This is a genomic window from Nocardioides daphniae (genome assembly GCF_004777465.1).
In the GTDB taxonomy this organism is placed as follows: Bacteria; Actinomycetota; Actinomycetes; order Propionibacteriales; family Nocardioidaceae; genus Nocardioides; species Nocardioides daphniae.
This window is the reverse complement of record NZ_CP038462.1, coordinates 3,402,787-3,427,927: the sequence shown is the minus strand read 5'-3', so window position 1 is coordinate 3,427,927 and position 25,141 is coordinate 3,402,787. Positions and strand designations below refer to the sequence as shown.

At 73.5% G+C, this 25,141-nt stretch carries 14 protein-coding genes and 2 pseudogenes; 3 read left to right on the top strand and 13 right to left on the bottom strand.

The genetic code is table 11. From position 1 onward, the window contains the following. The first annotated feature begins 3 nt into the window (after positions 1 to 3). Positions 4 to 1,128: an alanine dehydrogenase gene (gene ald, locus E2C04_RS16795; RefSeq protein ID WP_135833477.1), complete on the top strand. Its 1,125-nt coding sequence runs from the start codon at positions 4 to 6 to the stop codon at positions 1,126 to 1,128. Positions 1,129 to 1,231: 103 nt separating this feature from the next. Here ald and E2C04_RS16790 read toward each other — a convergent pair whose 3' ends face one another. Next, on the bottom strand, positions 1,232 to 2,176 hold the full coding sequence (locus E2C04_RS16790) for a 1,4-dihydroxy-2-naphthoyl-CoA synthase (protein ID WP_135833476.1): 945 nt from the start codon (positions 2,174 to 2,176) through the stop codon (positions 1,232 to 1,234). Between the two features lie 75 nt (positions 2,177 to 2,251). On the opposite strand from E2C04_RS16790, the gene E2C04_RS16785 reads away from it, so the two are divergent. Further along, positions 2,252 to 2,692, top strand: a complete 441-nt coding sequence (locus tag E2C04_RS16785) for a nitroreductase family deazaflavin-dependent oxidoreductase (protein ID WP_135833475.1) — start codon at positions 2,252 to 2,254, stop codon at positions 2,690 to 2,692. A 79-nt stretch (positions 2,693 to 2,771) separates the two neighbouring features. Here the strand turns inward: E2C04_RS16785 and E2C04_RS16780 are convergent, their stop codons facing one another. From E2C04_RS16780 to E2C04_RS18905, 8 genes and pseudogenes are all read right to left on the bottom strand, one after another. After that, positions 2,772 to 3,968, bottom strand: a complete 1,197-nt coding sequence (locus E2C04_RS16780; RefSeq protein WP_135833474.1) for a glycosyltransferase — start codon at positions 3,966 to 3,968, stop codon at positions 2,772 to 2,774. A 2-nt stretch (positions 3,969 to 3,970) separates the two neighbouring features. Then, positions 3,971 to 4,909: an alpha/beta fold hydrolase gene (locus E2C04_RS16775; RefSeq protein ID WP_135833473.1), complete on the bottom strand. Its 939-nt coding sequence runs from the start codon at positions 4,907 to 4,909 to the stop codon at positions 3,971 to 3,973. A 3-nt stretch (positions 4,910 to 4,912) separates the two neighbouring features. After that, entirely contained in the window at positions 4,913 to 5,218 is a 306-nt protein-coding gene (locus E2C04_RS16770) for an acyl carrier protein (RefSeq protein WP_135833472.1), read from the bottom strand. Continuing rightward, entirely contained in the window at positions 5,211 to 5,639 is a 429-nt protein-coding gene (locus E2C04_RS17910; protein WP_238694358.1) for a 4'-phosphopantetheinyl transferase superfamily protein, read from the bottom strand. Before E2C04_RS17910 ends, E2C04_RS16770 begins: the two co-directional genes overlap by 8 nt. A gap of 461 nt (positions 5,640 to 6,100) precedes the next feature. Continuing rightward, positions 6,101 to 6,538, bottom strand: a pseudogene (locus E2C04_RS22205) (polyketide synthase dehydratase domain-containing protein); the annotation flags it as partial. An 884-nt stretch (positions 6,539 to 7,422) separates the two neighbouring features. Next, positions 7,423 to 9,894 (bottom strand): annotated as a pseudogene (locus E2C04_RS22200) (beta-ketoacyl synthase N-terminal-like domain-containing protein); the annotation flags it as partial. After that, positions 9,891 to 11,756, bottom strand: a complete 1,866-nt coding sequence (locus E2C04_RS18910) for a KR domain-containing protein (RefSeq protein ID WP_202977823.1) — start codon at positions 11,754 to 11,756, stop codon at positions 9,891 to 9,893. The pseudogene E2C04_RS22200 and the gene E2C04_RS18910, both read right to left, overlap by 4 nt. After that, on the bottom strand, positions 11,738 to 17,272 hold the full coding sequence (locus tag E2C04_RS18905) for a type I polyketide synthase (RefSeq protein ID WP_202977822.1): 5,535 nt from the start codon (positions 17,270 to 17,272) through the stop codon (positions 11,738 to 11,740). Before E2C04_RS18905 ends, E2C04_RS18910 begins: the two co-directional genes overlap by 19 nt. A 413-nt stretch (positions 17,273 to 17,685) precedes the next feature. On the opposite strand from E2C04_RS18905, the gene E2C04_RS16750 reads away from it, so the two are divergent. Next, the gene (locus E2C04_RS16750; RefSeq protein WP_135833469.1) at positions 17,686 to 19,107 is read left to right on the top strand and encodes a wax ester/triacylglycerol synthase family O-acyltransferase; all 1,422 of its coding nucleotides are present in this window, start codon (positions 17,686 to 17,688) and stop codon (positions 19,105 to 19,107) included. A gap of 60 nt (positions 19,108 to 19,167) precedes the next feature. Here the strand turns inward: E2C04_RS16750 and E2C04_RS16745 are convergent, their stop codons facing one another. From E2C04_RS16745 to E2C04_RS16735, 4 genes are all read right to left on the bottom strand, one after another. Next, positions 19,168 to 19,794, bottom strand: coding sequence for an ACT domain-containing protein (locus tag E2C04_RS16745; RefSeq protein WP_135833468.1), 627 nt, complete (start codon positions 19,792 to 19,794; stop codon positions 19,168 to 19,170). A gap of 139 nt (positions 19,795 to 19,933) precedes the next feature. Beyond that, entirely contained in the window at positions 19,934 to 21,586 is a 1,653-nt protein-coding gene (gene recD / locus E2C04_RS16740; RefSeq protein WP_238694357.1) for an exodeoxyribonuclease V subunit alpha, read from the bottom strand. A 154-nt stretch (positions 21,587 to 21,740) separates the two neighbouring features. Then, positions 21,741 to 22,292, bottom strand: coding sequence for a PDDEXK family nuclease (locus tag E2C04_RS20410; RefSeq protein ID WP_238694356.1), 552 nt, complete (start codon positions 22,290 to 22,292; stop codon positions 21,741 to 21,743). Then, positions 22,190 to 25,141 carry a UvrD-helicase domain-containing protein gene (locus E2C04_RS16735; RefSeq protein ID WP_238694355.1) on the bottom strand — a complete coding sequence of 984 codons (2,952 nt, stop codon included), beginning with the start codon at positions 25,139 to 25,141 and terminating at the stop codon, positions 22,190 to 22,192. Before E2C04_RS16735 ends, E2C04_RS20410 begins: the two co-directional genes overlap by 103 nt.

Genomic DNA, 25,141 nt, shown 5'->3' with positions numbered 1-25,141 from the left:
ACCATGACCGTCATCGGCGTTCCCCGCGAGGTCAAGAACAACGAGTACAGGGTGGCCATCACCCGCGTCGGCGTGCACGAGCTCGTCTCGCGCGGGCACCAGGTGCTCGTCGAGTCCGGCGCGGGGCTCGGCTCACTGGTCACGGACGAGGAGTACGCAGCCGCCGGCGCCACCCTCGTCACCGACCCGGACGAGGTCTGGGGCTCCGCCGACATGGTGCTCAAGGTCAAGGAGCCCGTCGCCGAGGAGTACCACCGGCTGCGCGAGGACCTGACCCTCTTCACCTACCTGCACCTGGCCGCCGACAAGCCGCTCACCGAGGCGCTCATCCACAGCAAGGTCACCGCGATCGCGTACGAGACCGTCCAGCTCCCCTCCGGCTCGCTGCCGCTGCTCTACCCGATGTCGGAGGTGGCCGGCTGCCTGGCGCCGCAGGTGGGGGCGCACGCGCTGCTCAAGGCCGAGGGCGGGCGCGGCGTGCTCATGGGCGGCGTCGGTGGTGTCGCCAACGCCAAGGTGGTCATCATCGGCGCCGGCGTCTCCGGGCAGAACGCCGCCAACATCGCGCTCGGCATGGGTGCCGACGTCACCCTGCTCGACACCGACCTCGACAAGCTGCGGATGTCGTTCTGGCGCTACGACAACCGGGTCCACGGGCTGGCCTCGTCCAAGCTGGTGATCGAGGACCAGGTCCGCGAGGCCGACCTGGTCATCGGTGCCGTGTTGATCCCCGGCGCCGCCGCACCCAAGCTGGTCAGCAACGACCTGGTGGCCCAGATGAAGCCCGGCTCCGTGCTGGTCGACATCGCGATCGACCAGAGCGGCTGCTTCGAGGACTCCCGCCCGACCACCCACGATGACCCGACCTTCCAGGTGCACGGCTCGACCTTCTACTGCGTGGCCAACATGCCCGGCGCCGTGCCCAACACCTCGACGTACGCCCTGACGAACGCGACCCTGCCGTACGCCGTGGCGGTGGCCGACCAGGGCTGGCGCGGCGCGCTACGGGCGGACGCGAGTCTGGCCCGTGGCCTCAGCACCCACGCCGGCCTGCTGACCAGCGCGCCGGTCGGAGAGGCGCTGGGGCTGGAGTCGGTGGGGCACGAGGAGGTGCTGGCGCAGACCTGAGGCTCAGGAAGTGAGAGATGGCGGAAGGTTCAGGTCACCAGGTGACCCGAACCTTCCGCCATCCCGCTGTGCGGCTCAGTAGTAGCGGCTCAGTAGTAGCGGCTCAGTAGTACCAGGGGTAGGGGCTCCAGTCGGGCTCACGCTTCTCGACGAACTGGTCGCGGCCCTCCTGCGCCTCGTCCGTCATGTACGCCAGGCGCGTGGTCTCGCCGGCGAAGAGCTGCTGGCCGACCAGGCCGTCGTCGAGCAGGTTGAACGAGTACTTGAGCATGCGCTGGGCGGTCGGCGACTTGCCGTTGATCTTGGCGCCCCACTCCAGCGCGACCTTCTCCAGGTCGGCGTGGTCGACGACCTTGTTGACCGCGCCCATGCGGTGCATCGTCTCGGCGTCGTACGCGTCGCCGAGGAAGAAGATCTCGCGGGCGAACTTCTGACCCACCTGGCGCGCCAGGTAGGCCGAGCCGTAACCGCCGTCGAAGGAGCCCACGTCGGCGTCGGTCTGCTTGAAGACCGCGTGCTCGCGGCTCGCGATGGTCAGGTCGGCCACGGCGTGCAGCGAGTGGCCGCCGCCGGCGGCCCAGCCGGGCACCACGCAGATGACGACCTTGGGCATGAAGCGGATCAGGCGCTGCGCCTCGAGCACGTGCAGCCGCGCCAGCTTGGCCTTGTCGATCGGGGACGGGGCCTCGGCGCCGGTGTCGTCCGCGCCGATCTCCTTGTCCTCGTACTGGTAGCCCGCCTTGCCGCGGATGCGCTGGTCGCCACCGGAGCAGAACGAGTACTTGCCCGACTTCGCCGACGGCCCGTTGCCGGTGAGTAGGACGCAGCCCACGTCGGCCGACGTACGCGCGTGCTCAAGGGTCGCGATCAGCTCGTCGACCGTGTGCGGCCGGAAGGCGTTGAGCACGTCCGGGCGGTCGAACGCGATGCGGACCGTCCCGTGCGCCTTCGCCCGGTGGTAGGTCATGTCGGTCAGGCCCTCGAACCCGGGAACCACGTCCCAGGCGTCGGGGTCGAACGTGTCGCTCACTCCGTCGATCGCACTCATGGCGGCAGGCTATCGGGCCGGCGCGCGTCGGGACGGGGCGGGGAATGGCCGCGGTCACGCGCGGGTTGCCCCCACATGGCACTCGAAGGAACCTATGTCCCGTCCAACGCCCAGTGGGTCCGTGACCAGGTCGCTGAGTACGAGGCGTCCGGCGGCACCCGGGCCACCACCTTGCCCGGCACCGACGACCCCGTCGTGGTGATCACCTCGCGCGGCGCCAAGTCGGGCAACCTCCGCAAGAACCCGGTGATGCGCGTCGAGCGCGACGGCAAGTACCTGGCCGTGGCGTCGTACGGCGGAGGCCCGAAGAACCCGTCCTGGTACGCCAACTTCGTGGCGCACCCCGAGGTCGACCTGCAGGACGGCCCCGAGAAGCACACCTACTCCGTGCGACTGCTCGAGGGCGAGGAGCGCGCCGACTGGTGGGAGCACGCCGTCGCCACGTGGTCGACCTACGGCGAGTACCAGAAGAAGACCGACCGGGAGATCCCGCTCTTCCTGCTCGAGCGCGTCTGAGCGAAACGTCGACCAAAGGTCGCGTGAGGAGTCCGTTTCAGACCCTCATCGGCACCTTTGGTCGACGTTCCACACGTCGTCAGGCAGGCACCCGCGCGGCCAGCCCCAGCAGCGCGTCCGCCGCAGCCGCCTTGCCCCCGCACGAGGCGAGGTCGGCGGCCATCGACTGCGACCCGGCCCGCAGCGACTCGTCGTGCAACGCCTGGTCGACAGCCGCCCGCAGGGCCTCCGCCCTGACCCGGGCAAACTTCACCCGTACGCCCGCCCCGGCCCGCACCACCTGGTCGGCGATCACCGGCTGGTCGTCGCGGATCGGCGCCACCACCAGCGGCAACCCGTTCGACAGCGACTCGCACACCGTGTTGTGGCCGCCGTGCGACACCACGGCCGCCGCGCGGCGCAGCACCGCCAGCTGTGGCACCCGCTCGCGCACGACCACGTTGGCCGGCGCGTCGGGCACGAGCGCCGGAGGCGCCACGAAGATCCCCTGCCACGGCTGGTCGGCGAAGGCCTCGGCGGCCACCTGCCAGAACCGGGTCCCCGACTCCGCGCTCAGCGTGCCCAGCGAGACCAGCACCAGCGGCTTCTCGGGGTCGACCAGGCTCCAGTCGAAGTCGTCGACCTCGTCGCGGTCCAGGCCCGACGGGCCGACGTACGCCACGGGCACCGACCCGCTGACGCTCTCCAGCCCGTCGCCGACCAGCGCGCTGGACGTGTAGGCGAGCACCAGGTGCTCCGACAGCCGCAGGTCGCCGGCCTCGGCCACCTCGGGCGCGACCCCGTGGTCGACCTGCAGCTCGACCCGGGTGCGGTGGAAGGTCTCGGCGACCTTCGGCAGCCCGGCCAGCGGGTCGACCATCTCGGCTGACGTGGTCGCCGACGTCGCCCACACCAGGCCACGCCGCCGCGCCACGACCGCGCCCGCCCACGTCTGCTGGTCACTCACCAGCACGTCGGGGGCGAAGTCGGTGACGGCCTGGTCGACGCCCTCGAGCATCACCAGGCACATGGGGATCAGCGCCTCCTCCATGAGGAACTTGTACGCCGCCGCGCCCCGCAGGTCGGACCGGAGCACGTTGCGCTCGGCCACCACTGCCGCCCACTCCTCCGAGCCCGCCGGGATGAACCGGCCCCACTCGGGCAGCATCGCCCGGAGCTGGCCGGGCAGGCCCGCCCACGCGACCTCGTGGCCGCGCCGGGTCAGCTCCGCCGCGACCGGGATGGTCGGGTTGACGTGTCCGGCGAAGGGCGGGACGACGAAGAGGAAGCGCGCCACGCTCAGACCACGCGTCGTACGGGGACGGCCCGCTCGTCGAGCAGGTGCCTGTTCTCCGCCGCCATCTGGTTGAGCACCTCCATCGCCTCGGGGGCACCCATCGTGCCGAGCGCGCCCTCGCGGCTGGCGACGTCGACGTGCTCGACGACGAAGTCGGTGCCGACGTGGGTGTTGAGCCACGCGAAGGCGCGCGACTTGATGAGCGCGGCGTTCTCGATGAGCAGTGAGTGGCTCGCGTTCTCGACGACCTCGAGGGTGCAGTGCGGCACCTTCGCCTCGAGCTCACGGGCCCGGTCGAGGATGTCGGACTCCGAGCCGTAGATCGCGAAGACTGGGCACTGGATCTCGTCGAGCCAGTCGATCGGCGTCTCGGTCTTCAGGTCCTCGATCAGCGACGTGCCGAAGAAGAGCTTCTCGGTGCGCTTCGCCAGGCGCGACGTCTTCCGGTCGGCCTCGGTGGCGAGGTACTCGCGTACGGCCACCTCGTCGAGCCCGAAGGCGGCCAGCGCCAGGGTGCCGGCCATGTGCTCGCCCCAGCCGGGCACCGAGAAGTGCGCCTCGATCAGGAAGAGGCTGGCCACCTTCTCGGGGTGCTGCTTGGCCAGCGCCAGCCCCACGACGCAGCCGAAGGAGTTGCCGAAGAAGTGGATCGGCTCGTCGATCTCCCACGCCTCGAGCAGGCCCAGCAGGTCGGCGACGTGGTCGGCGACGTGGTAGCCGGAGTCGGCGATCTCGGTACGCCCGTGGCCGCGGAGGTCGACCAGGTGCGCGTCGACCTGCTGCGCCATCGGGTGGCCGAGCGTGTAGAACCAGCTCGACAGGTTGTCGATGACCAGCCCGTGGAGCATCACGACCTTGGGCCGCTTGGCGCCGCTGTCGTCGACGCCGCCGCCGAGGACCTGCACGTGGAACTTCAGTCCGTTGGACTCGATGTAGGGCACGGCTCAGGCCTCCAGTGACGCGACGACGAAGTCGACGACCTGGCCGGCGGTCAGCGAGACCACCTGGTCGAGCTCCATGCCCGACATCCAGGTCACGAAGTCGACCTTCTCGCCGTAGGTGTTGAGGAGCTCCTCGGCGAGCGCGACGAACTCGATGCTCTCCAGCTGGAGGTCGTCGCTGAACGAGGTCTCCATCTCCAGGGGGCCGTCCATGAGGAGGTCGTCACCGACCACCTCGAGCAGGATGCGCTCGAGGTCGGCCAGCACGGACTCCCGGGTGACGGTGACGGGTGCGGGGGTCTCAGCCATGGCGTGGCTCGAGGTCTGTCCAGGCAACGATGTACTCCTCCGGTGCGGCAGCGTCGGACGACGCCGTGGTGGTGCTGGGATCTGTGGTGGTGGGGAAGACGCTGGTGGTCGCGATCCAGCGCTCGCCGACGCGCAGCGCGACCTCGCCGTCGGCCTGCGCGACCTCGGCGACCACGAAGTCGCGGGGACGCCCCTGGAGCCCGGTGCCGAGCGCCTTCGCCGCGGCCTCCTTCGCGGCCCACCACCGCGTCAGCTCGCGGTCGCGGTCGCGGCCGGTGAGGGCGCCGAAGTGGTGGTCGAAGAGGTCGAGCTCGGGCTGGGCCATGGCGGTGCTGGCGAACTGGTCGCCGCGGGTGTCGACGCGCTCCACGTCGATGCCGACGTCGACCCCGTCGGCGGCGATCGCGACGCCGAGGCCCACCGGCGCCCCCCGGCCGCCGAGGGTGTGGCCGATCGAGATCCGGAGGTCACCGAGCCCCGGCGTGCCGGCGACGTCCTGGCCCGGGAGCAGGACGTGCGGACGACCGGAGTCGGCGTTCTCGATCCCGAGCTCAGCGGGAAGACCGAGGACCGTCCGGCGGCGTACAGGCGCGCCCGCACGGCGTCCTTCGCGGCGATCCTCCCGAGCAGGCGCGTGCGCTGCGCCCGCGGGTTGAGGCCCATGTGGGTGGCCCGCTCCGCCTGGTTGAGGAAGCGGCGCATCACGACCTCGCGCGACGCCGAGTCGGGCCAGCCCTCGACGACCAGGAACCAGCCGCTGGGCTGGGGCAGCGCGAGCAGGTGGTCGCCGGGCTCGCGCAGCATCATGAAGAGGCGGTCGTCGCTCTGGAAGCGACGGTCCTCCCACCCCTCGATGCGGCACCACACCCGGCCGTCGACGGTGAGCTCGAGGTCGGCGCGCACGTGCGTCTCCTCCAGCGCGGTGCAGGTGACCACGCACCGGACCACGGTGCCGGGCTCGGGGTGCGGCCCGAAGAAGGCGAAGCGGTCGACCGAGGTCGGCAGGACGAGCCGGTCCTTGTCGGCGCGGGCCGCGACCCAGATGCCGAAGAGCTGGCCGGCGTTGTCGAGCAGCGACCCGGGGAACGGCTTGGTCTCCAGGTGGCCGGCGACCCCGTCGGTGCCGAAGGCCTCGACGGAGGCGATGCCCTGGTAGGCGGGCCCGTGGAAGAGATGGCCGTCGGCGTAGATCTGCTCGACGGTCCACTCCCGGGGGATCTCGCCGGTGATCCGGGTCGGGCGGGCGCGGGGGCCTGCGGGTGCTCGGCGGCCAGGCGTACGACGGCCCGGGTGTGGCCGTCGATCGATGCCTTGACGCACCAGCTCCCGGGTCCGGCGGCTGTGCTGGCCTCGGCGTCCAGGGTGGCCCGGACGGTGACCGTGGCGGCGGGCTCGACGGCCAGCCACTTGAAGGCCCTGACCTGCTCGACCGCGACGACGACGCTGCCGGGCACCAGCTTCTGCGCCTCGTCGGCGAGCATCTCGATCAGGGCGGTCATCGGGACCAGCGGGAACCGGTCCTCCAGGCACTCCCAGCCCTCAGGCTGGGGGTAGAAGGCGTGATCGCCCCACCACGGTTGCGCCGCGACCGAGAGCTCGAGGACGGTCTCGGACTCCTGCGCGGTCGGGGTGAGGACGCGTGCCGGGGCCTGCTGCACGTGCCTGGTCGCGACGGGGCGCGTGGCCGGGCGCGCGGCTCGGCGGACGGCTGGGCGGACGGCGCTGCCGGCCGCTGCGACGACCTGCTGCGCGGCCTGGGTCGCGTCGCGCACCAGCGCCTGGAACTCGCTGGCGAACGGCGAGGTGGTGGGCGTCGGCGCCGGCAGCTCCGGTGCGGTGCCCGGGGCGGTGACGCCCGAGGGGGCCTGGGGAGCCAGCGGCGTCAGGTCGCGGACCAGCGTCGACCCCAGGCGTACGGGCATGCCCGCGCGCGGTGACGGGCGTACGTCGTCGCGCGGCGCCCCCTCGACCGTGCGGCCACTGCGGTCCTTGGGGTCCCTGCGGCCACTGCGGTCACCGTGGCCGAGCGGGGCCAGGTCGACGTCGTAGCCGGCGCTCCACAGCGCCGCCGCCACTCGTCGCAGCTGCCCCACGCTCGAGTGCGACGACCGGGCGCCGGGTGCCGGCAGGGCCGAGACAGTGAGCACGTCCTCGCCGCGTAAGGTGTCGTCGAGGAAGCCGTTGAGGCTGCCCGAGCCGACCTGGACGAAGGCCCGGACGCCGCGCGCGTGGAGCTTCAGCGTGAGCTCGCGGAAGCGGACCGGCTCGAGCAGGTGCCGGGTCGCGAGGGCCTGGATCGAGGCCTCGTCGTCGGGGTAGGGCTCGAGTGTGGTGGCCGACCAGAGCGGCACCGCGGCCGGGCTCATCGGCAGGGTGCGGAAGAGCTGGAGCAGCCCGTCGACGTAGGGCGCGAAGAGCGGCGAGTGGAAGCCGGAGCGGAAGGGCATCTCCTGGGCCATCACCCTGCGCTCCTTGGCGCGGGCGAGCAGCTCGGGCACGGCCGCCTGCGGCGCGCAGACGATCGACTGGCGTGGGCAGTTGTCGTGGCTCACGTGGGCGTCGGCGACCCCGTCGATGATCTCGCCGGCCACCTCGACCCCGCAGCCCAGCGCCACGAAGACGACGTCGGGAAACTCCATCACGCCCGGCCGCAGCCCGGCCAGCATGGTGTGGACGTGCTCGTAGGGGATCATCCCGCTGACCACGTGGCCGGTCCACTCGCCCAGGCTGTGGCCGGCGATCTGGTCGGGGCGGACCCCGATCGCGGCCAGCGCGTCGGCGAGGAAGTGGCCGACCTCGGTGATGCCGATGCCCTGGCCCTGGACCCCGTCGGCGGCCGACGCGGTGCTGATCCACGGCAGGCCGAGGAGCTCGGCGAGGTCGTCGACCTGCGGGTCGAACTCGGGCTCGACGCCCGGGAAGAGGAAGCAGACCTCGCCGTCGCGCAGCAGGCCCGTCGGGTCGAACCAGACGTCGTTGCGGCCGCGGAAGGCGGTGCCGCGGGCAAGCACCTTGCGGGCGAGGGTGAGGCGGCGCTCGTCGGGGTTGACGACGGCCAGGCGGGCGGGGCCGGCGTCGGCGGGCGGTACGACGGTGGTCGCGGTGCGCCCGCTGGCGGTGAGCTCGTCGAGCTGGCGCAGCAGGTCGATCGCGTCGGTGCCGGCGAGCAGGATGATCTCCTCGTCGGCGGTCGGGGCGGGCGCGGGCCGCTCGCCGGACGCCGTCGTCAGCGTCGCCCCCGGGCCACCCTCGTGATCGCGTCCCGGGGCCTCCGAGAGCACCACGTGGGCGTTGATCCCGCCGAAGCCGAAGGCGTTGACGCCGGCCAGCCGTTCGCCGTCGCCCTCCCACGGCTCGGCCTGGGACAGCAGCCGGAAGCGCGTCGACTCCACGTCGGCGTGCGGCTCCTCGGCGTGCAGGGTCGGGGGGAGCACGCGGTGGTGCAGCGCGAGCGCTGCCTTGATCATCCCGGCGGCGCCGGCGGCCGGCATGGCATGACCGATGTTGGACTTCACCGACCCGAGCACCGCGCGGGGGCCGGAGGCGGGGTCGTACGCCCCGAAGAAACTGCGCAGGGTGGCGAGCTCGGTGCGGTCGCCGAGCGGGGTCGCGGTGCCGTGGGCCTCGACCAGCCCGACGTCGCGCGGGTCGAGCCCGGCCGCCTGCCAGGCAGCGGTGACGGCCTGGACCTGCCCCTCGAGGCGCGGGCTCATCGGCGAGGAGCCGCGCCCGTCGCTGGCCACGCCGGTGCCGCGGATCACCGCGTAGACCCGGTCGCCGTCGCGCTCGGCGTCGGCCAGGCGACGCAGCGCCATCAGGCCGGTGCCCTCCCCGATCAGCACACCGTCGGCGGCGTCGGAGAAGGGGCGGATCCCGCCGCTGGGCGACAGCGCGCGCAACTGGGAGAAGACGCTCCACAACGTCAGGTCGTGGCAGTGGTGCACGCCGCCGGCCAGCACCAGGTCGCTGCGGCCCGAGCGCAGCAGGTCGACGGCCTGCTCGACGGCGATCAGCGAGCTCGCGCACGCGGCGTCGACCGTGTAGGCCGGCCCCTGGAAGTCAAAGCGGTTGGCGATCCGCGAGGCCGCCAGGTTGGGCACCAGGCCGATCGCGCCCTCGGGACGCTCCGGGCCCAGGGAGTCCTGGAACTGCGACTTCACCCGGTCGAGCTGCGCCTCGGTGATGCCGGGGACCACGCTGCGCAGCACCTCGACGACCTGCTGCGCCGTGCGTACGCGCTGGTCGAGGCGGGCGATCCCGTCACCCAGGTAGCCACCGCGACCGATCAGCACCGCCACCTTGCTCGGGTCGACGTCCTCGTGGACGTCGCCGGCGTCGGCCAGGCAGGCCGCCGCGGCGCCGAGGGCGAGCAGCTGGTCGGGCTCACAGCCCTCCATGGCCACCGGCATGATTCCGAAGGCCAGCGGGTCGAAGGTCGCGACGTCGTCGACGAAGCCCCCGCGCCGGGTGTAGAAGCGGTCCGCCGACTTGGCGTCGGCGTCGAAGAAGACCGGGTCCCAGCGACTGGCGGGGGCGTCGGTGATCGAGTCGACCCCGTCGACGACGTTGCGCCAGAAGGTGGCCGCGTCGCCGGCGCCCGGGAACACCCCGGCGACGCCCACGATGGCGACGTCGTCGGGGCGGGGGCCCTGGTCGAGGGTGCGGCGGCGGGTCATGGGGCGAGCGTCCCCTGGCGGATCCGGGCCCCAGCACCGGCCGGGCGGGCCGGCGGAGCGGGCGCGAAGGCGTCGGGGCTGCCGGCCATCACCACGACCTGCGAGGCGCCGCCGGGGCGGGCGACCTCCTGCAGCAGCGCTCGTACGCCGTCGGCGGGCGGCAGCATGCCGATGCCGCGCCGTGCGTACTCCCGCTCGAGCTCGGGCGACACCATGCCGCCACCGGCCCACGGGCCCCAGTCCAGCGACAGGACGCGGCAGCCGTGGCGGCCGTCGTGGGCGTGGGCGAGCGTGTCGAGGGCGTCGTTGGCGGCCGCGTAGTCGACCTGCCCCTTGTTGCCGAAGACGCCGCTGATCGAGCCGAAAAGCACGACGAAGCGGATGCCCAGGTGCTGGCGCTCGAGGATCGCCCGGGCGGAGTCGACCTTGGTGCCGAAGACCCGGTCGAAGCCGTCGGCGGTCTTGTCGCGGACCAAGCGGTCGTCGAGCACGCCGGCGCCGTGGATGACGCCGTCGAGACGGCCGAAGGTCGCGTGCAGCGCGTCGAGCAGCGCACCGAACCCGGGGGAGCGGACGTCCATGGCGACGTACTCGGCGTCGGCGCCGAGCTCACGCAGCCGCTCCAGCGTGCCGATCACCTCGCGGGAGGCGAGCACCTCGGAGCAGGCGCGCTCGACCTCGGCCGGCGTGCGCACCTCGCCGAGGTCGAGGAGGCGGCGGCGCAGCTCGGGCAGCGTACGGGCGTCGGCGAGGCGCGGGTCCTCGGCCTCGGTCGGGTAGGGCGAGCGGCCGACCAGGACCAGACGGCACCGGGCCGCGCGGGCCACTCCCTCGGCGATCCGGGCGGTGATGCCGCGGGCTCCGCCGGTGAGCACGACGACCGACTCCGGGGTCAGGTCGAGCGCTGCGACCTGCTCCTCGAGGCGACGGACCTCGCCCGCGACCCGGGTGGTGCGCAGGCCGCCGGCCCACGACAGCGCCGCGGGGGCGTCCACGTCGAGCAGCTCGTCGACCACGGCAGCGGCCAGCGGGGCGAGGTCACCGACGAGGTCGTCGGCGTCGATCTCGACCGAGCGCAGCACCCGGTCGGCGTACTCGCGGGCCAGGGAGCGGAACATCCCCGGCAGGCCCGTCGGGGTGCCGCTCGCGTCGACCCGCTCGGGGTCGGCGTGGAGGGCGACGCCGACGGCGAGGATCCGGCCGGCCCGGCCCAGGAGGGCCGGCTGGACCGTGCCGAAGACGGTGCGGGCGTCGACGCGGGGGTCACCTGCGGTGGCGCCCAGGTCGAGCAGGACGTCGACCTGGGCGAGCAGCTCCTGGTGCTCGTGCGCGTCGGTGTGGCGTACGCGGACCACCTGGGCGCCGCGGTCGGAGAGTGTCGACTCGACCTCGTCGGTGAGGGTGGCGTGGCCCTCGACCAGGGCGACGGTCGCGCCGGACAGGTCGCCCAGGGCCATGGTCGGGCCGAGCGGCTCGACGACGACCTCGAAGAGGGCCGTGGGCAGGACCAGCTCCTCGGCGGGGGCAGTTGCCTGGGTGGGAGTCGACGGGGCGGTGGCAGCGGGGGGCGCGACAGGAGCCGGGGCCGCGGGGGCGCTCGTACCGGACTGCGCCTCGATCCAGTCGACGATCGCCCGCAGGGTCTTGTGGCGGGAGAGCTCCTCGACGACGTCGTCGGCGAGGGTGCCGCCGGTGCCGAGGCCGATGCGTTCGGCGAGCTCGCCGACGATCTCGATGCGCTTGATGGAGTCGATGGAGAGGTCGGCCTCGAGGTCGAGGTCGGGCTCGAGCATGTCGATGGGGTAGCCGGTGCGCTCGGAGACGACCTCCTGCACGGCCACCATCAGGTCGACGGCGAGCACGGCGGGGGGAGCTGCGGCGGCGGGTGCCCCGGCGGCCGAGACCGCGGCAGGTGCCTCGGCTGCCGGGGCAGGGTGGCCGGCGCGCCGACCTGGGCGGTGACCCAGTCGACGATCGCCCGCAGGGTCTTGTGGCGGGAGAGCTCCTCGACGACGTCGTCGGCGAGGGTGCCGCCGGTGCCGAGGCCGATGCGCTCGGCGAGCTCGCCGACGATCTCGATGCGCTTGATGGAGTCGATGGAGAGGTCGGCCTCGAGGTCGAGGTCGGGCTCGAGCATGTCGACGGGGTAGCCGGTGCGCTCGGAGACGACGGCCTGGACCTCGGCCATGTAGTCGAGGGCCGGGGCTGCGGCAGGGGCGACGGGCACGATCGGGGCGGCGGGCGTCATCGCGAGCGGCTGCTGGGCCGACCGCTCGTGATCACGTTGCGGAGTCGGCTCTGCGGACGTCATCACGAGCGGCTGCTGGGCCGACCCCTCGTGATGACGCTGCCTTGCGGGGGCGGCGACAACGGGCGCGGCGACGGGCGCAGCAGCGGGCGCGCCCAGGTAGCGCAGCAGCACGTCGCGCTCGGCGGCCACGACCTGGCGCATCGAGCGCAGGTACTCGTGGACCACGGCGTCGGCACCGGACCCGGCGAAGGTGGGGGCGTCCATGGCGTGGCCGGACGTGTCCGCGTCGTAGGCAGTCATGTGGAGTCCTTCCTCGTCGCTGGCGACGGCACTGCTGGTGAGGACGGGGTCCGCGACCGGCGCGGGAGCGGCGGCCGCCAGCGCCGGCATGGTCCCGGCGGGCTGAAAGCTGTTGGGCAGCACGGTGCCGTCGGCGCGACGTACGAAGGCGCCGTCGATGGTCCAGCCGGGGGCCTTGAGCGGCCACGTACGCAGGTCGACGGCGTCGGCGCGACCGGCGAAGAGGCTGGACTCGTCGACCTCGACGCCCAGCAGCGCGAGCTGGGCGACGGCCTCGAGGAAGCGTCGTACGCCGGGCTCACCGGGCACCTCGGTGGCGACCACGGTGTGCGAGCGGTCGCCCAGGATCTTCGCGACCTGGCCCGACAGGACGCGGCCGGGGCCGGCCTCGACGAAGGTGCGGACGCCGGCGGCGTACATCGACTCGACCTGGTCGACGAAACGGACGCCCTCGGCGACCTGGTCGGCGAGCAGCGCGCGGACGGCGGCGGGGTCGCTCGGGTACGGCTCGGCGGTGCTGTTCGACCAGACCGGGAAGGCAGGGGCGGAGACCTCGACCTCGGCCAGGCGCTCGGCCAGGATCGTCGACGCCTCGGCGACCAGCGGCGAGTGGAAGGCGCACGCGACCGGGATCAGGGTGGCGCGTACGCCGTCGGCCTCCAGCGCCTCGACGCACGCGCGCACCGACGAGGTCGGGCCGGAGACGACGACCTGCCGGGGGGCGTTGTGGTTGGCGACCACGACGTCGGGCCAGGCGGCGATCCGCTCGGTGACCTCGGGCAGCGTCAGCGAGACGGCGGCCATGGTGCCGGGGTCACCGCCCGAGCGCTCGACCGCGGTCAGCACGGCGCGACCGCGGGCCGCGCTCAGCGACAGCAGAGTGGCGTCGTCGAAGGAGCCGGCGGCGGCCAGCGCGGCGAGCTCGCCGTAGGAGTGGCCCGCGGCGACGTCGGGGGTGATCCCGACCCGGCCGAGAAGGCGGGTCATCGCCACGGCGGCGATGCCGAGCGTGGGCTGGGCGACGTCGGTGGAGGTGATCGCGGCCTGCTGGGCGGCGCGCTGCTCCTTGGTGAAGGCGGTCGGCGGGAACATCGGCCCCGCCCACTCGGCTCCCTCACGCAGCAGGTCGTCGAGACCGCCGAAGGTGACGAAGAGGTCGTTGAGCATGCCCGGACGCTGGCTGCCCTGACCCGGGTAGAGGAAGGCGACCTGACCGCGCTCGGCGGCGTCGGTCGCGGCGAAGCCACGCGCCTCGGCCTCGTCCAGGCGGCGCAGCACCTCGGCGAACGAGGAGGCGACGAACGCTGCCCGCACCGGGCCGCGGCCCTGGCGCGAGACCGCCCAGGCGAGGTCACGCAGCCGGTGGCGCTGGGCGCCCGGGTCGCTCTCGGCGACGGCGGCCACGGTCGTACGCAGCCCGGCGACGGCCTTGGCGGCGTCGGCCTCGGTCGCGCCGCGGACGACGAAGAGCTCGGCCGGCCACTGGGTGAGGCTGTGGGCGGGGCGGTCGCCCGCGTCGTAGGAGGAGACCACCGCGTGGAAGTTGGTGCCGCCGAAGCCGAAGGCGCTGACGCCGGCACGGCGGGTCTCCGCGGCCCAGGGGCGGGCCTTGTCGTGGAAGCGGAAGGGACTGGCCTCGGGGTCGTAGTACGGGTTGGGGTCGACCAGGTTGATGGTCGGCGGCAGCACGCCGTGGTGCACGGCCTTGGCGACCTTGATCAGCCCGGCGAGCCCGGCCGCGCACTTGGTGTGGCCTATCTGCGACTTCACCGAGCCGAGCACGACCGAGCCGGCCTCGACGTCAGCCTCGGCGAACAGCTCGGTGAGGGTGGCCATCTCGGTGCGGTCGCCGACGACGGTGCCGGTGCCGTGGGCCTCGACCAGCCCGACCTCGTGGAGGTCGACGCCGGAGGCCTCGAGCGCCCGGACGACCGCCCGCTGCTGGCCCTCCTTGCGGGGCGCGGTGAGGCCGAGGTGGCGGCCGTCGGAGGAGCCGGCGACGGCGTCGATGACCGCGTAGATCCGGTCGCCGTCGCGCTCGGCGTCGACGCGGCGCTTGAGCACGACCGCGGCGATGCCCTCACCCAGCGCGATGCCGTCGGCGTCGGCGTCGAAGGTGCGGCAACGTCCGGTCGGCGACAGGGCGTGCACCGACGAGAACATCAGGTAGTCGTTGAGGCCGTTGTGCAGGTCGGCGCCACCGGCGATGACCAGGTCGGAGGTGCCGGTACGCAGCTCCTTGCAGGCCGCGTCGAGGGCGGCGAGCGACGAGCCGCAGGCGGCGTCGACGGTGTAGTTGACCCCGCCGAGGTCGAGGCGGTTGGCGATGCGGCCGGCGATCACGTTGGCGAGCACACCGGGGAAGGAGTCCTCGGTGAGCGTCGGCAGCCAGTCCTGGAGCTCGTCGGGCACCTCGCCGAGCAGCTGCGGCAGGAAGGCGCGTACGCCGTACATGCCGCCGAGCTCGTTGCCGGACTCGGCGCCGAAGACCACCGAGGCGCGCTCGCGGTCGAAGTCGCGGGTGGCGTAGCCGGCGTCGGCCAGGGCGCGGGCGGCGACCTCCAGGCTGAGCAGCTGGACCGGCTCGATCGCGGCGAGCGAGGCCGGCGGGATGCCGTAGGCCAGCGGGTCGAAGCCGACGGCCTCGATGAAGCCGCCCCACTTCGACGGGGTCTTGTGGCCGGCGCTGCGGCCGGTGGCCTCCGCGTCGTAGTAGAGGTCGGCCTCCCAGCGGTCGGCCGGCACCTCGGTGACGTGGTCGGTGCCGGCGACGACGTTGGCCCAGAACTGCTCGGCGCCGACCGCGCCGGGGAAGAACGACTCCATGCCGACGATCGCGATGTCGAACGGGTCGGCCTCGGGGGCCGCTGCGGCCTCGGTCTCCATGCCGGGCAGCTGCCAGGCGGCGCTGCCGGCGCTGACCTCGGCGTGCAGGTCGGCCACGGTGGTGACTTCGTGGCGCAGGGTGGCGACCTCGCCGATCATGTACATGCCCTCGGCGCGCTGCTGCTCCACGTCGACCGGCTCCAGGCCGGACTCGCCGCGGGTCAGCCCCTTCGAGGCGATCCGCAGGCGGCCCAGGTTGAGCTGCTCGAGCTCGGCCCAGCGCTCCTTGGCGTCGACGCCGGCAGCGACCAGCTCGTCACGGCGGGCGGCGAAGGCGCGTACGAAGTCGGTCTCCACGCAGCGGGTGGCGTGGCCCGGGGCGGTCTCGACCAGCACGGTGGTGTCGCACGCGACGGCCACCTCCTGGAAGGCCGGCTGGATCGCCTCGGCGGCGACGGCCTCGGTGGTGAAGAGGTAGGCGGTGCCCATCAGGACGCCGACCTGGGCGCCCTTCGCGGCGAGCGGCGCGAGCGCGGCGCCGGCCATTGCGGCCGAGCGGGCGTCGTGGATGCCGCCGGCGAGCAGGACGCGCAGGTTCTCCGGGTCCTCGACCGCCATCAGGCGCTCGATCTGCGCCTCCCACAGAGCGAAGCTGGAGCGCGGGCCCACGTGGCCGCCGCACTCACGGCCCTCGAAGACGAAGGCGCGGGCGCCGTCGGCGAGGAAACGGTCGAGCAGCCCCGGCGAGGGGACGTGCAGGTACGACGCGATGCCGGCCGCGTCGAGCGCTGCGGACTGCGACGGGCGACCGCCCGCGACGAGCGCGAAGGGCGGCGCGACCTCGTGGACCACGGCCAGCTGCTCGGTGAGCAGCTCCGGCGGGGCGAAGCCGAGCAGGCCGACGCCCCACGGCCTGTCGCCGAGCAGCTCCTTGGTCTCGGTGAGCAGCGCGCGGACCTCGTGGGCCGGCAGCAGGGCGAGCGCCAGGAAGGGCAGGCCGCCGCCGGTGGCCACCGCGTCGGCGAACCCTGCACGGTCGCTCACCCGGGTCATCGGGCCCTGGGCGATCGGGTACGTCGTGCCGTGCGCGACGCTCACGCCGGCGCCGGGCGCCAGCGGGGGAGCCGTCGCCGCCGCGGCGAGGTGCTCGGTGATCGAGGTGGTGATCCCCTGGACCACCCCACCGACGGTCACGAAGCGCTCGGCCAGCCCCGCAGCGGTGGCGCTGTCCTGGCCGAAGGGCACCAGGTGGGTCGTGATCGAGGCCCCGAGCCGGCCGACGAGCTCGTCGGTGCCGGTCTCCTCGCTGACCTGCGCCGACGGCAGGTCGGGGCGGGTGAAGAAGCGGACGCCGTTGACCACACGGGTCTCGCTGCCGTCCATCGCGGTCAGGGCGGTGCGGGTCGCGGCGTCGAACAGGGACTCGCGCGTCAGGCCCAGCTGGGTGTCGAGCACGACCCCGGCGCCACCGCCGGCGACCACGGCCGCCGCGGTGTGCAGGCCGATGCCGCCGCGCAACCAGACCGGCAGCCCGAGGTCGAGCGTCTGCTGGAGCAGGATGAAGGCCTCGGTCTCGCCGACCCGGCCACCGGCCTCGCAGCCCGAGGCGAGCAGTCCGTCGAAGCCGGCGTCGCGGGCCGCGAGGGCCTCCGCGCGGCTGGTGACCTGGGCGATGAGGCGCCGACCGGGGGCAGTCCACCGGGCGACGACCTCAGCCGGTGCGCCGCGGCCGGCCAGCTCGAGCACGACGACCGCGGCGGCGACCTGCTCGGCCGCGGCGTCCAGCGCAGGGCCCGGACGGAGCCAGGCGTCGAGCGCGCGGCGACGGGTCAGCTCGGCGTGCGCACGGGCGTACGCGGTGGGGGTGGGGGCGTCGAGGAGCCCGGTGCCGCCGGCACGCAGCGCGGCTGCGACGAGCGCGGGGTTGGGTTGGCCGGTGGGGTCGGCGGCGACCACCGTCTCCGATCCTGCGGGCAGGGTCGAGCTGGCGCACTGCGGCATGTGGGGCTCCCTCGTCCCTTGCATGACCGGGATGCGCCGGACCCTCCCTCAAGAGTCCGGGTCGGCAACGTCTCCCTCGTTACCGGCCGGTCACTTACGTGCTCGTCGACTGTAAGCCACGTCTCAGACAACTCCAAGGAGTGTGAACCAGATCACATTGAGGGGTCAAACCTGACTGGACATGCCAGTCCAGTCCGTCGTCCGCCCTCCGAAACGAGACACGTGACTCGATCGCGCGGTCCGTGTCATGCTCGTCGCTCCTGTCCGGACGTGAGGGCGTCCGGCGAGTTCGTCAGGACCGCGGGAGCACGCCTGGAGGGGGCCGTCCCAATGCAGAGAGCCATGCCGAGACCTGCGCAGACACCTGCGCCGAGAGCAGCACGTCGACGCAGCGTCGGCGAGCAGGCGGCGTGATGCACCGGCTCAACGGCGAGGACGCCGGCTTCCTGCACATGGACCTGCCAGGGCAACCGATGAACTCGATGGTGATCGGGGTGCTGGCCGGCGAGCACGCGACCCTCACGCTGGCCGAGCTCCGTGCCCACCTCGACTCCCGGCTCGACGAGCTGCCGTCGTGGCGCTGGCGGATCGTCGGCGTGCCCGGCGACCTGCAGCCGCCGGTGGCGGTGCGCGACCCCGACTTCGACCTCGGCGCCCACGTCCGCGAGGTGACCGTGTCCGGCGGCCCCGCCGAGCTGGAGGCGTGGTTCGCCAGCCTGGCGGAGGAGCACCTCCCGACGGACCGCCCGTTGTGGCAGGTGTGGCTGGTGACCGGTCTCGACGACGGCAGCCAGGCCGTCGCGCTCAAGTTCCACCACGCCCTGGCCGACGGGGCCGGGGCGATGACGACGATCGCGCGGGTCTTCTCCGACCTGCCCTTCGATCCCTTGCCGCCGGTGCCGGGGCACGACGGTCGACCGTTCCGCGCCGAGCGGGTGCCAGGGCGGCTGCGGCTGCTGGTCGGAGCCGTGGTCACGATGCTGGTCATGCTGCTGCGCGTGCCGTGGCTGGTCGTCCGTACCGTGCGGGCGGTGCGCCGGGTCCGCAGCGAACGGCTGGGCAGCGGGGTCGACGTGCCGCAGCCGTCAGCGGGCGCCCCACGCACCGCACTGAACAGCCTCGGGTCACCGCACCGGGCGTACGTCCGTGCCTCGCTCGACCTGGCCGACCTCAAGGCGGTCAAGACGGCGGCCGGGGTGACGCTCAACGACGTGGTGCTGGCGGTGGTCGCAGGGGCCTGCGAGCGCCACCTCGCCTCCCGGGGTGGCGTGCCGGAGCGGCCGCTGCTCGCGTCGGTGCCGATGGCCGCCGAGGCGCCGGGGGCGCCGGTGCGGCAGTTCGGCAACCGGTTCTGGTCGTTCACCACGTCACTGGCGACCGACGTCGCCGACCCGTGGGAGCGGCTGCAGCAGATCAGCACCGTCTCCGCCGCCGCCAAGAGGCGGCTCGAGCTGCTCGGCGTCGACCTGGTCGCGGACTGGCTCGACGTGCTGCCGCCCTTCCTGGCCAAGCAGGCGATCCGCGGCACGCTCGAGCGGATGGCCGACCCCGAGCAGGACGTCGACGCCTCGATCCTGGTCTCGAACGTGCGCGGACCTGCCGAGCCCTACAGCCTCGGTGGCCGGGTCTTCGGCGACCTCCACATCGACGGTCCGCCGAGCAACGGCGTGGGCTGCAACGTGATGGTGTGGAGCTACGGGCAGCGGATGCTGCTCGGGGTCCTGGCGTACGCCGACGTGCTCGACGACCCGCAGGAGTTCCGCGCCGCGCTCACCGACAGCTGCGCCGAGCTGGTCGAGCTGGCCCGGGAGCGGACGGGGCGGCCGGCGGCCTGACGGTCGCCCGGACCGTGGCGGGGCCGTCGTTCGGGCCGTCGTCCGCCGGGCCTGCTGCGGTCAGCTGCCGAAGCCGCCGTGGCGGATCGAGTTCGACAGCGCGACCAGGTGGCCCATGCGTGCCACCTCGGAGTCGAGGAACTCGGGGCCGCCGCGGCGGCCCAGCAGGAAGATCTCGCTGCCGAGGGGCACGACGCAGACGACCTGGTTGTCGTCCCAGCTCTCGACGTGGCTCGCGCGGTCGACGTCGAACCAGCGGACCTCTTCGGGCGCCGCCCCGGTGTGGTCGACGATCTCGGCCTCGCCGTGCGAGTTCTTGCGGGCGCGGACCGCCCAGTCGACGCGGAAGGTCTCCGGCATCAGGCGGAGCATCCGCTCGTGGGTCTCGCCCGGGTGGGCGGTCAGCTCCTCGACGAGCTCGAGGTCCATGGTGAGGTTGGTGCCGGCGGCGTAGCGGCTGATCCAGAGCACCTTGACCCCGTCGAGCGTGGCGCACGCGGAGAGCACCGAGTCGGGCATCTTGCCGGGCGGGAGCTCGAGCAGGACGTCGTCGATGGCGGTGCCGCGGTCGGTCTTCTCCACGATGAGGATCGCCTCGATGTCGGCTCCTGACTCACCGATGGCGCTCGCGACGCGCCCCAGCGAACCGGGGACGTCGGGCAGCTCGAGGCGGAGCAGGAAGGGCATGACGTGGTCTCCTCGTCGAGGGGTCTCCTCGTGGCGGTACTGGTCGTGGCGCGACGGCCGTACGCACCCGCGTACGCGTGCTGCGCCGTCACGACCCTACTCAATCGGTGTGACGGGCGGGTTTCCGCGGCGTGCCTCGTCAGCCTCCCGCTAGGCGATCGGCGAGGCCGCTGGCTCGTTGGGCCGTACGCTGCACGGCGGCCCGCACCTCGGCCTCCGACCCGATGACGCGCACCTTCTCCTGGGCGCGGGTGACCGCGGTGTAGAAGAGCTCGCGGGTCAGCAGCCGGGAGTCCTCGGGGGGGAGCAGCACGGTGATCTCGCGGGCCTGGCTGCCCTGGGCCTTGTGGATCGTCATCGCGTGCATCGTGTCGACGTCGCTCATCCGTGAGGGGGCGAACTCGCGCAGCCCGTCACTGGTGTCGATCACGACGCGGCGCCCCTGGTCGGTCTGGACGACCACGCCGGAGTCGCCGTTGTAGACGCCCAGCGAGTAGTCGTTGCTGGTCACCAGGAGCGGTCGGCCCACGTAGTAGGCCTCCTGGAGCGGGTCGCCCACCACCGCGCTCAGCCACTGCTCGATGCGCCGGTTCCAGTGGGTGACGCCGAAGGGGCCGTCGCGGTGCGCGCAGAGCAGGCGGTGGGCCGCCAGCTCGCTGATCGCGCCCGAGCGGTCGTCGGTGAGCGCCGCGTCCCGGGCGCGCTGGGCGACGTCGAGGGTGACGGTGCGGATCGTCGTCGCCGGGTCACCGTCGCGGACCCACTCCACGTCGGGGTGGCCGTGGCCGAGCACGGCGAGCACGGCGTCCGGGTCGTCGCTGCGCAGCGCCTCGGCGAGCAGGCCGATCCCGCCCTGGAAGCGGTGGGAGGTGGAGAGCGCGGCGACCGGGGAGTCGGCGCGGTGGCGGTAGCCGTCGACCAGGTCGCCCAGCACCGCTCCGGCGTCGACGGAGGAGAGCTGGTCGGGGTCGCCCACCAGCACGAGTCGGGCGTCGGGGCGCACGGCCTCCAGCAGGCGGGCCATCAGCGTCAGCGACACCATCGAGGTCTCGTCGACGACCACGACGTCGTGGGGCAGGCGGTTGGAGCGGTGGTGGCGGAAGCGGGTGCTGTTGCCGGGGTCGAGGCGCAGCAGCCGGTGCAGGGTGCTGGCCTGGATGCCCTCGAGCCGGGCCCGGTCCTCGTCGCTGAAGTCGGAGGCGGCACCGCGCACGGCCTCCTGGAGGCGGGCCGCCGCCTTGCCGGTGGGGGCGGCCATCGCGATCCGGACCCGCTGGCCGCGCGCGGCGTACTGCTCGTGCAGCGCCACCAGCAGGCCGGCGACCGCGGTGGTCTTGCCGGTGCCCGGGCCGCCGGTGATGACGGTGGTCCACTGGTGGGCGGCGCGCAGGCAGGCGGCGCGCTGCTCGTCGTACCCGTTGCCGGGGAAGACCCGGTCGAGCGAGGCCTGCATCAGGGCCAGGTCGTGGTCGGGCACGGTGGCGGCGCGGGCGACCAGGTCGTCGAGGACCTGGGTCTCCTGCTCGAAGTACCGGTCCAGGTAGAGCAGCTGGCCGGTCCAGTGCAGGACGCCCAGCCCCACCAGCGGGCTGCGTGCCACAGCGGCGACCCACGCCTCGGTCTCCGGCCAGGGCAGCTCGTCGTACGCCGTGGGCTCGACCACCTCGTCGGTCGTCGGGAGCGCCGTGTCGGGCACCGCCGCGCCGAGCAGGTCGTCGGCCACCGCGGCGAGGTCGAGGCAGACCGATCCGCTGCGGACCGCGCGGCAGGTGAGCGCGACGGCGAGCAGCACGTCGGGGTCCCGCTCCTGGCCGATCTCGCCGAGGGCGGGGCCACGTGGACGTCGCCGGCGGTGATCACGCCGGCTTCGTTGAAGCGGGCCAGGAGGCCGTGCTCGGAGCGTACGAGGCGGGGGTCGTGGGTCCCGGTCGGGATGAAGACGTCACTCATCGCGGGCTCCGTCCTGTGCTGGCGGGCTGGATGGGCCGGGCGGTGCCGCCGGCAGGGTCAGGCTGGCCGTCCAGCAGTGCCGAGAGCGCCTCGACGAGCGGGACCGGCGCGCGCCACGAGAAGACGCCGCACGGCATCCCGTCGACCTCGGGGGTCTGCGGACCGCACATGCCACGCAGGTAGAGGTAGAGCACCCCGCCGAGGTGGGTCGCCGGGTCGTAGCCGGGCAGCCGCCAGCGCAGGTAGCGGTGCAGCACGACCGTGTAGAGCAGCGCCTGCAGCGGGTAGTCGGAGTGGCCCATCGCCTCGGCGAGCGCCGCCGGCCGGTAGGTGTGCGCGGTCAGCGGGGCGTTGAGGTCGCCGAGCCAGTTGGTCTTGTAGTCGACGGTGACGAAGCGCTGCTGCCCGTCGACCTCGACGCGGAGCACCACGTCGATCGACCCGGTCAGGTAGCCGCGCAACGCCTGTCCGGCCAGCAGCGGGTCGGAGTCGAGCTGGTCGGCGTAGCCCAGGAGCGGGTCACCCTCGGGCAGGTGTCGGCGCAGCAACGGGGCGAGGTCGCCCAGTCGTACGTCGTCGACGGGGTAGCCCCGGACGTCGCCACCGGCGAGGGGAGCTCGAACTCCATCTCCCGCAACCTGTCGGGCAGCTTCATCTCCAGCAGAGTCCTCCCGCCGGTGAGCGGGCCGGTCGGCGAGGTGCTGACGGCGACGAGCGCCTCGACGAGGGCGTCGACGTCCAGCCCCGGCACGGCCCACCACTCGAGCTGCTCGACGACGTGGCCCCGCAGCTCCTCACGCCAGTCCTCGGCGGCCGGGTCGGCGTGCTCCAGCACGGCGTGGACGAGCGAGCCGAAGGTCGCGCCGACCGGGAGGTCGGCCATCGGTGAGGGGACCGCCAGCAGCTCGGGCAGGTCGTCCACGAGGGCGACCTCGAGCGTCTCCGCGTCGCCGGTCTCGGGGACGTCGTCGGGCTCGACCTCGGAGAGTGAGCCGTCGGCGTACGCCGCGTGGTGGGCGGAGACCGCCGAGAGCGACGAGTAGGACGTACGCCGCCACTCGACGTCGACGTCGCGGGTGAAGTCACGGACGTCGAGCGCCTCCTCGCCGGGCTGCAGCGGGGCCTTGCTGATCGGCGCGTGGTTGGCCAGCTCGGGGGTGAACGCCCCGGCGTCGCGCCAGTGCCCGAAGATCTCGGTGAGCCGCTGGTCGTCGACGAGCGGTTGCTCGTCGGGGACGCTGGCCATGCCCGGCGTGCGACCCAGCAGCATCCGGTGCAGCGGGGAGCAGGGTGTGTTGTTGCTCGGGGCGTACCAGGCGACGACCTGCGACTGGGCCCGGGTGAGCGCGACGTAGAGCAGGCGCAGGGACTCGCCGGCGTCCTCCTTGCGGTAGCACTCGAGGTGGGCCCGCTGGTGGGGGCTGGGGCCGCCGACGTCGCGGCACCGGTGGCCCTCGGCGTCGTGGAAGAGGGCGACCTGGGGGTCGCGGCCGGTCCACCGGTCCCACAGGGTCGGCAGGTAGACGACCGGGTACTCCAGCCCCTTGCTGCCGTGGATCGTGACCAGCTGGACCGCCTCGGCGTCGGAGTCGAGGCGACGGGTGCGCTCGGAGGCGACCTCGAGCTTCTCGTCGCTCACCTGCTCGCGCAGCCAGCCGACGAGGCCGACGACGCCGAGCCGCTCGGAGATGGCGACGCGGTGCAGCAGCTCGCCGATGTGGCGCAGGTCGGTGAGGGTGCGCTCGCCGCCGGCGACGCCCAGGACGCGGGCGGTGAGTCCACCGAGCACCGCGCACTCCATGACCGCGGCGACGCCGCGGGCGTTCAGGACGCTGGCCAGGACCCGCATCTCCTCGGCGAGCTCGTCGGTGAGGCCGCCTCCGCGCCGGCCCTCGTCGAGGTCGAGCGCGACGGCGTCGTGGGGGAAGAAGGAGGTGAGTGCGGCGGCCCGCACCCGGTCGCTGCGGTGGGGCTGCTCGAGGGCCTCGAGCAGCGTCAGCCACTCGGTGGCGGCCGGGGTGTGGAAGACGGAGCCGCCGGCGTTGACGACCGCCGGCACGCCGAGGTCCTGCAGCGCCTTCTGCACGGCCTGGAGGGTCGCCCGGCGCGCGGCCAGCACGGCCACCTGCCCGGGCTGGACCTTCTTGCCGTCGAAGGTGGCGTCGCTGGTGAGGAGCTTCTTGATGTCGCGCGCGAGGTCGGTGACCACGTGCTCGCGCCACCGGTCGACGGGGGCCTTGGCGCGCGGACCGACGCCGAGCTCGTGGCGGCGCACGACGCGCATCCGCAGCGGCGCGCCGGCCCCGACCAGGCGGGACTCGGTGTGCCTGGCCTGCACGGGGTGGACCACGATCTCGGGCGAGCCGAGCTCGGCGCCCTCCAGCATCGACTGCACCGCGGAGAGCAGCGGGGCGTCGGAGCGGAAGTTGGTGCCGAGGGTCTGCCGGTGGGTGGCGAGCTCGGCGGCGCGGAGGTACGAGGCGATGTCACCGCCGCGGAAGGCGTAGATGGCCTGCTTCGGGTCGCCGATCAGGACGAGCGTGGAGACGCCGGCGAAGGCGCGCTCGAAGACCTGCCACTGCACCGGGTCGGTGTCCTGGAACTCGTCGATCAGGGCGATCTTCCAGCGGTGCCGCATGCGGTGACGGGCGGGCGCCGCGGGGTCCTCGAGGGCGTCGGCCAGCTGGGAGAGCAGGTCGTTGTAGCTGAGGATGCCGAGACGTCGCTTGCGGGTCTCGACCTCGTCGAGCACGTCGCGGGCGAAACGGACCCGGGCCGCGGCGACCGAGTCGGGCTGGTCGTCGAGCGCGGCCTGCGGCTCGATCCGGGCGCCGGGGTCGTCGACCACCTCCCGGGCGATCTGCATCGCGGTGGCCCGGTCCCACGGCGGGGTCGTGGTGCCGGCGAAGCGGGCCAGATAGAGGTCGTCGACGACCTCGCCGGTGAGCTGCTCGAGGTCCTCGACGAGGACGGCGTCGGGGTCGGTGTCACCGGCCACGCCCAGGCCGCGCAGCACCAGCTGGCAGAACTGGTGGATGGTGGCGATCGTGGCGGCGTCGAAGGAGGTCAGGGCGTCGGTGACCCGCTCGCGGCGCAGCCGCAGCTCGGCCTCGTCGCCGTCGAGGAGCCAGCCGTGCAGCCGGTTGGTCGGGTCGGCCGCCGAGGGGTCGGTCAGCACCCGTGCGGCGTCGGCGAGCTGTCCGCGTACGCGGTCGCGGAGCTCCTGGCTGGCGGCACGCGTGAAGGTCACGACGAGCAGCTCGTCGACGCAGGCCTCGCCCGCGGCGACGTAGCGGGTGACCAGGGCCGCGATGGTCCAGGTCTTGCCGGTGCCGGCGCTGGCCTCCAGCAGGGTGGTCCCGGTCGGCAGCGGACCGGCGATGTCGAACGCCTGCAC

Excerpts from the sequence above, each read along its gene's own strand:
- ald (WP_135833477.1), top strand. The coding sequence starts at position 4 with ATGACCGTCATCGGCGTTCCCCGCGAGGTCAAGAACAACGAGTACAGG.
- E2C04_RS16745 (WP_135833468.1), bottom strand. The coding sequence starts at position 19,794 with ATGCCCTTCCTGCTCCGCCTCGAGCTGCCCGACGTCCCCGGTTCGCTG.
- E2C04_RS16770 (WP_135833472.1), bottom strand. The coding sequence starts at position 5,218 with ATGGCTGAGACCCCCGCACCCGTCACCGTCACCCGGGAGTCCGTGCTG.
- E2C04_RS18905 (WP_202977822.1), bottom strand. The coding sequence starts at position 17,272 with ATGCCGCAGTGCGCCAGCTCGACCCTGCCCGCAGGATCGGAGACGGTG.
- E2C04_RS16750 (WP_135833469.1), top strand. The coding sequence starts at position 17,686 with ATGCACCGGCTCAACGGCGAGGACGCCGGCTTCCTGCACATGGACCTG.
- E2C04_RS16785 (WP_135833475.1), top strand. The coding sequence starts at position 2,252 with ATGGCACTCGAAGGAACCTATGTCCCGTCCAACGCCCAGTGGGTCCGT.
- E2C04_RS16790 (WP_135833476.1), bottom strand. The coding sequence starts at position 2,176 with ATGAGTGCGATCGACGGAGTGAGCGACACGTTCGACCCCGACGCCTGG.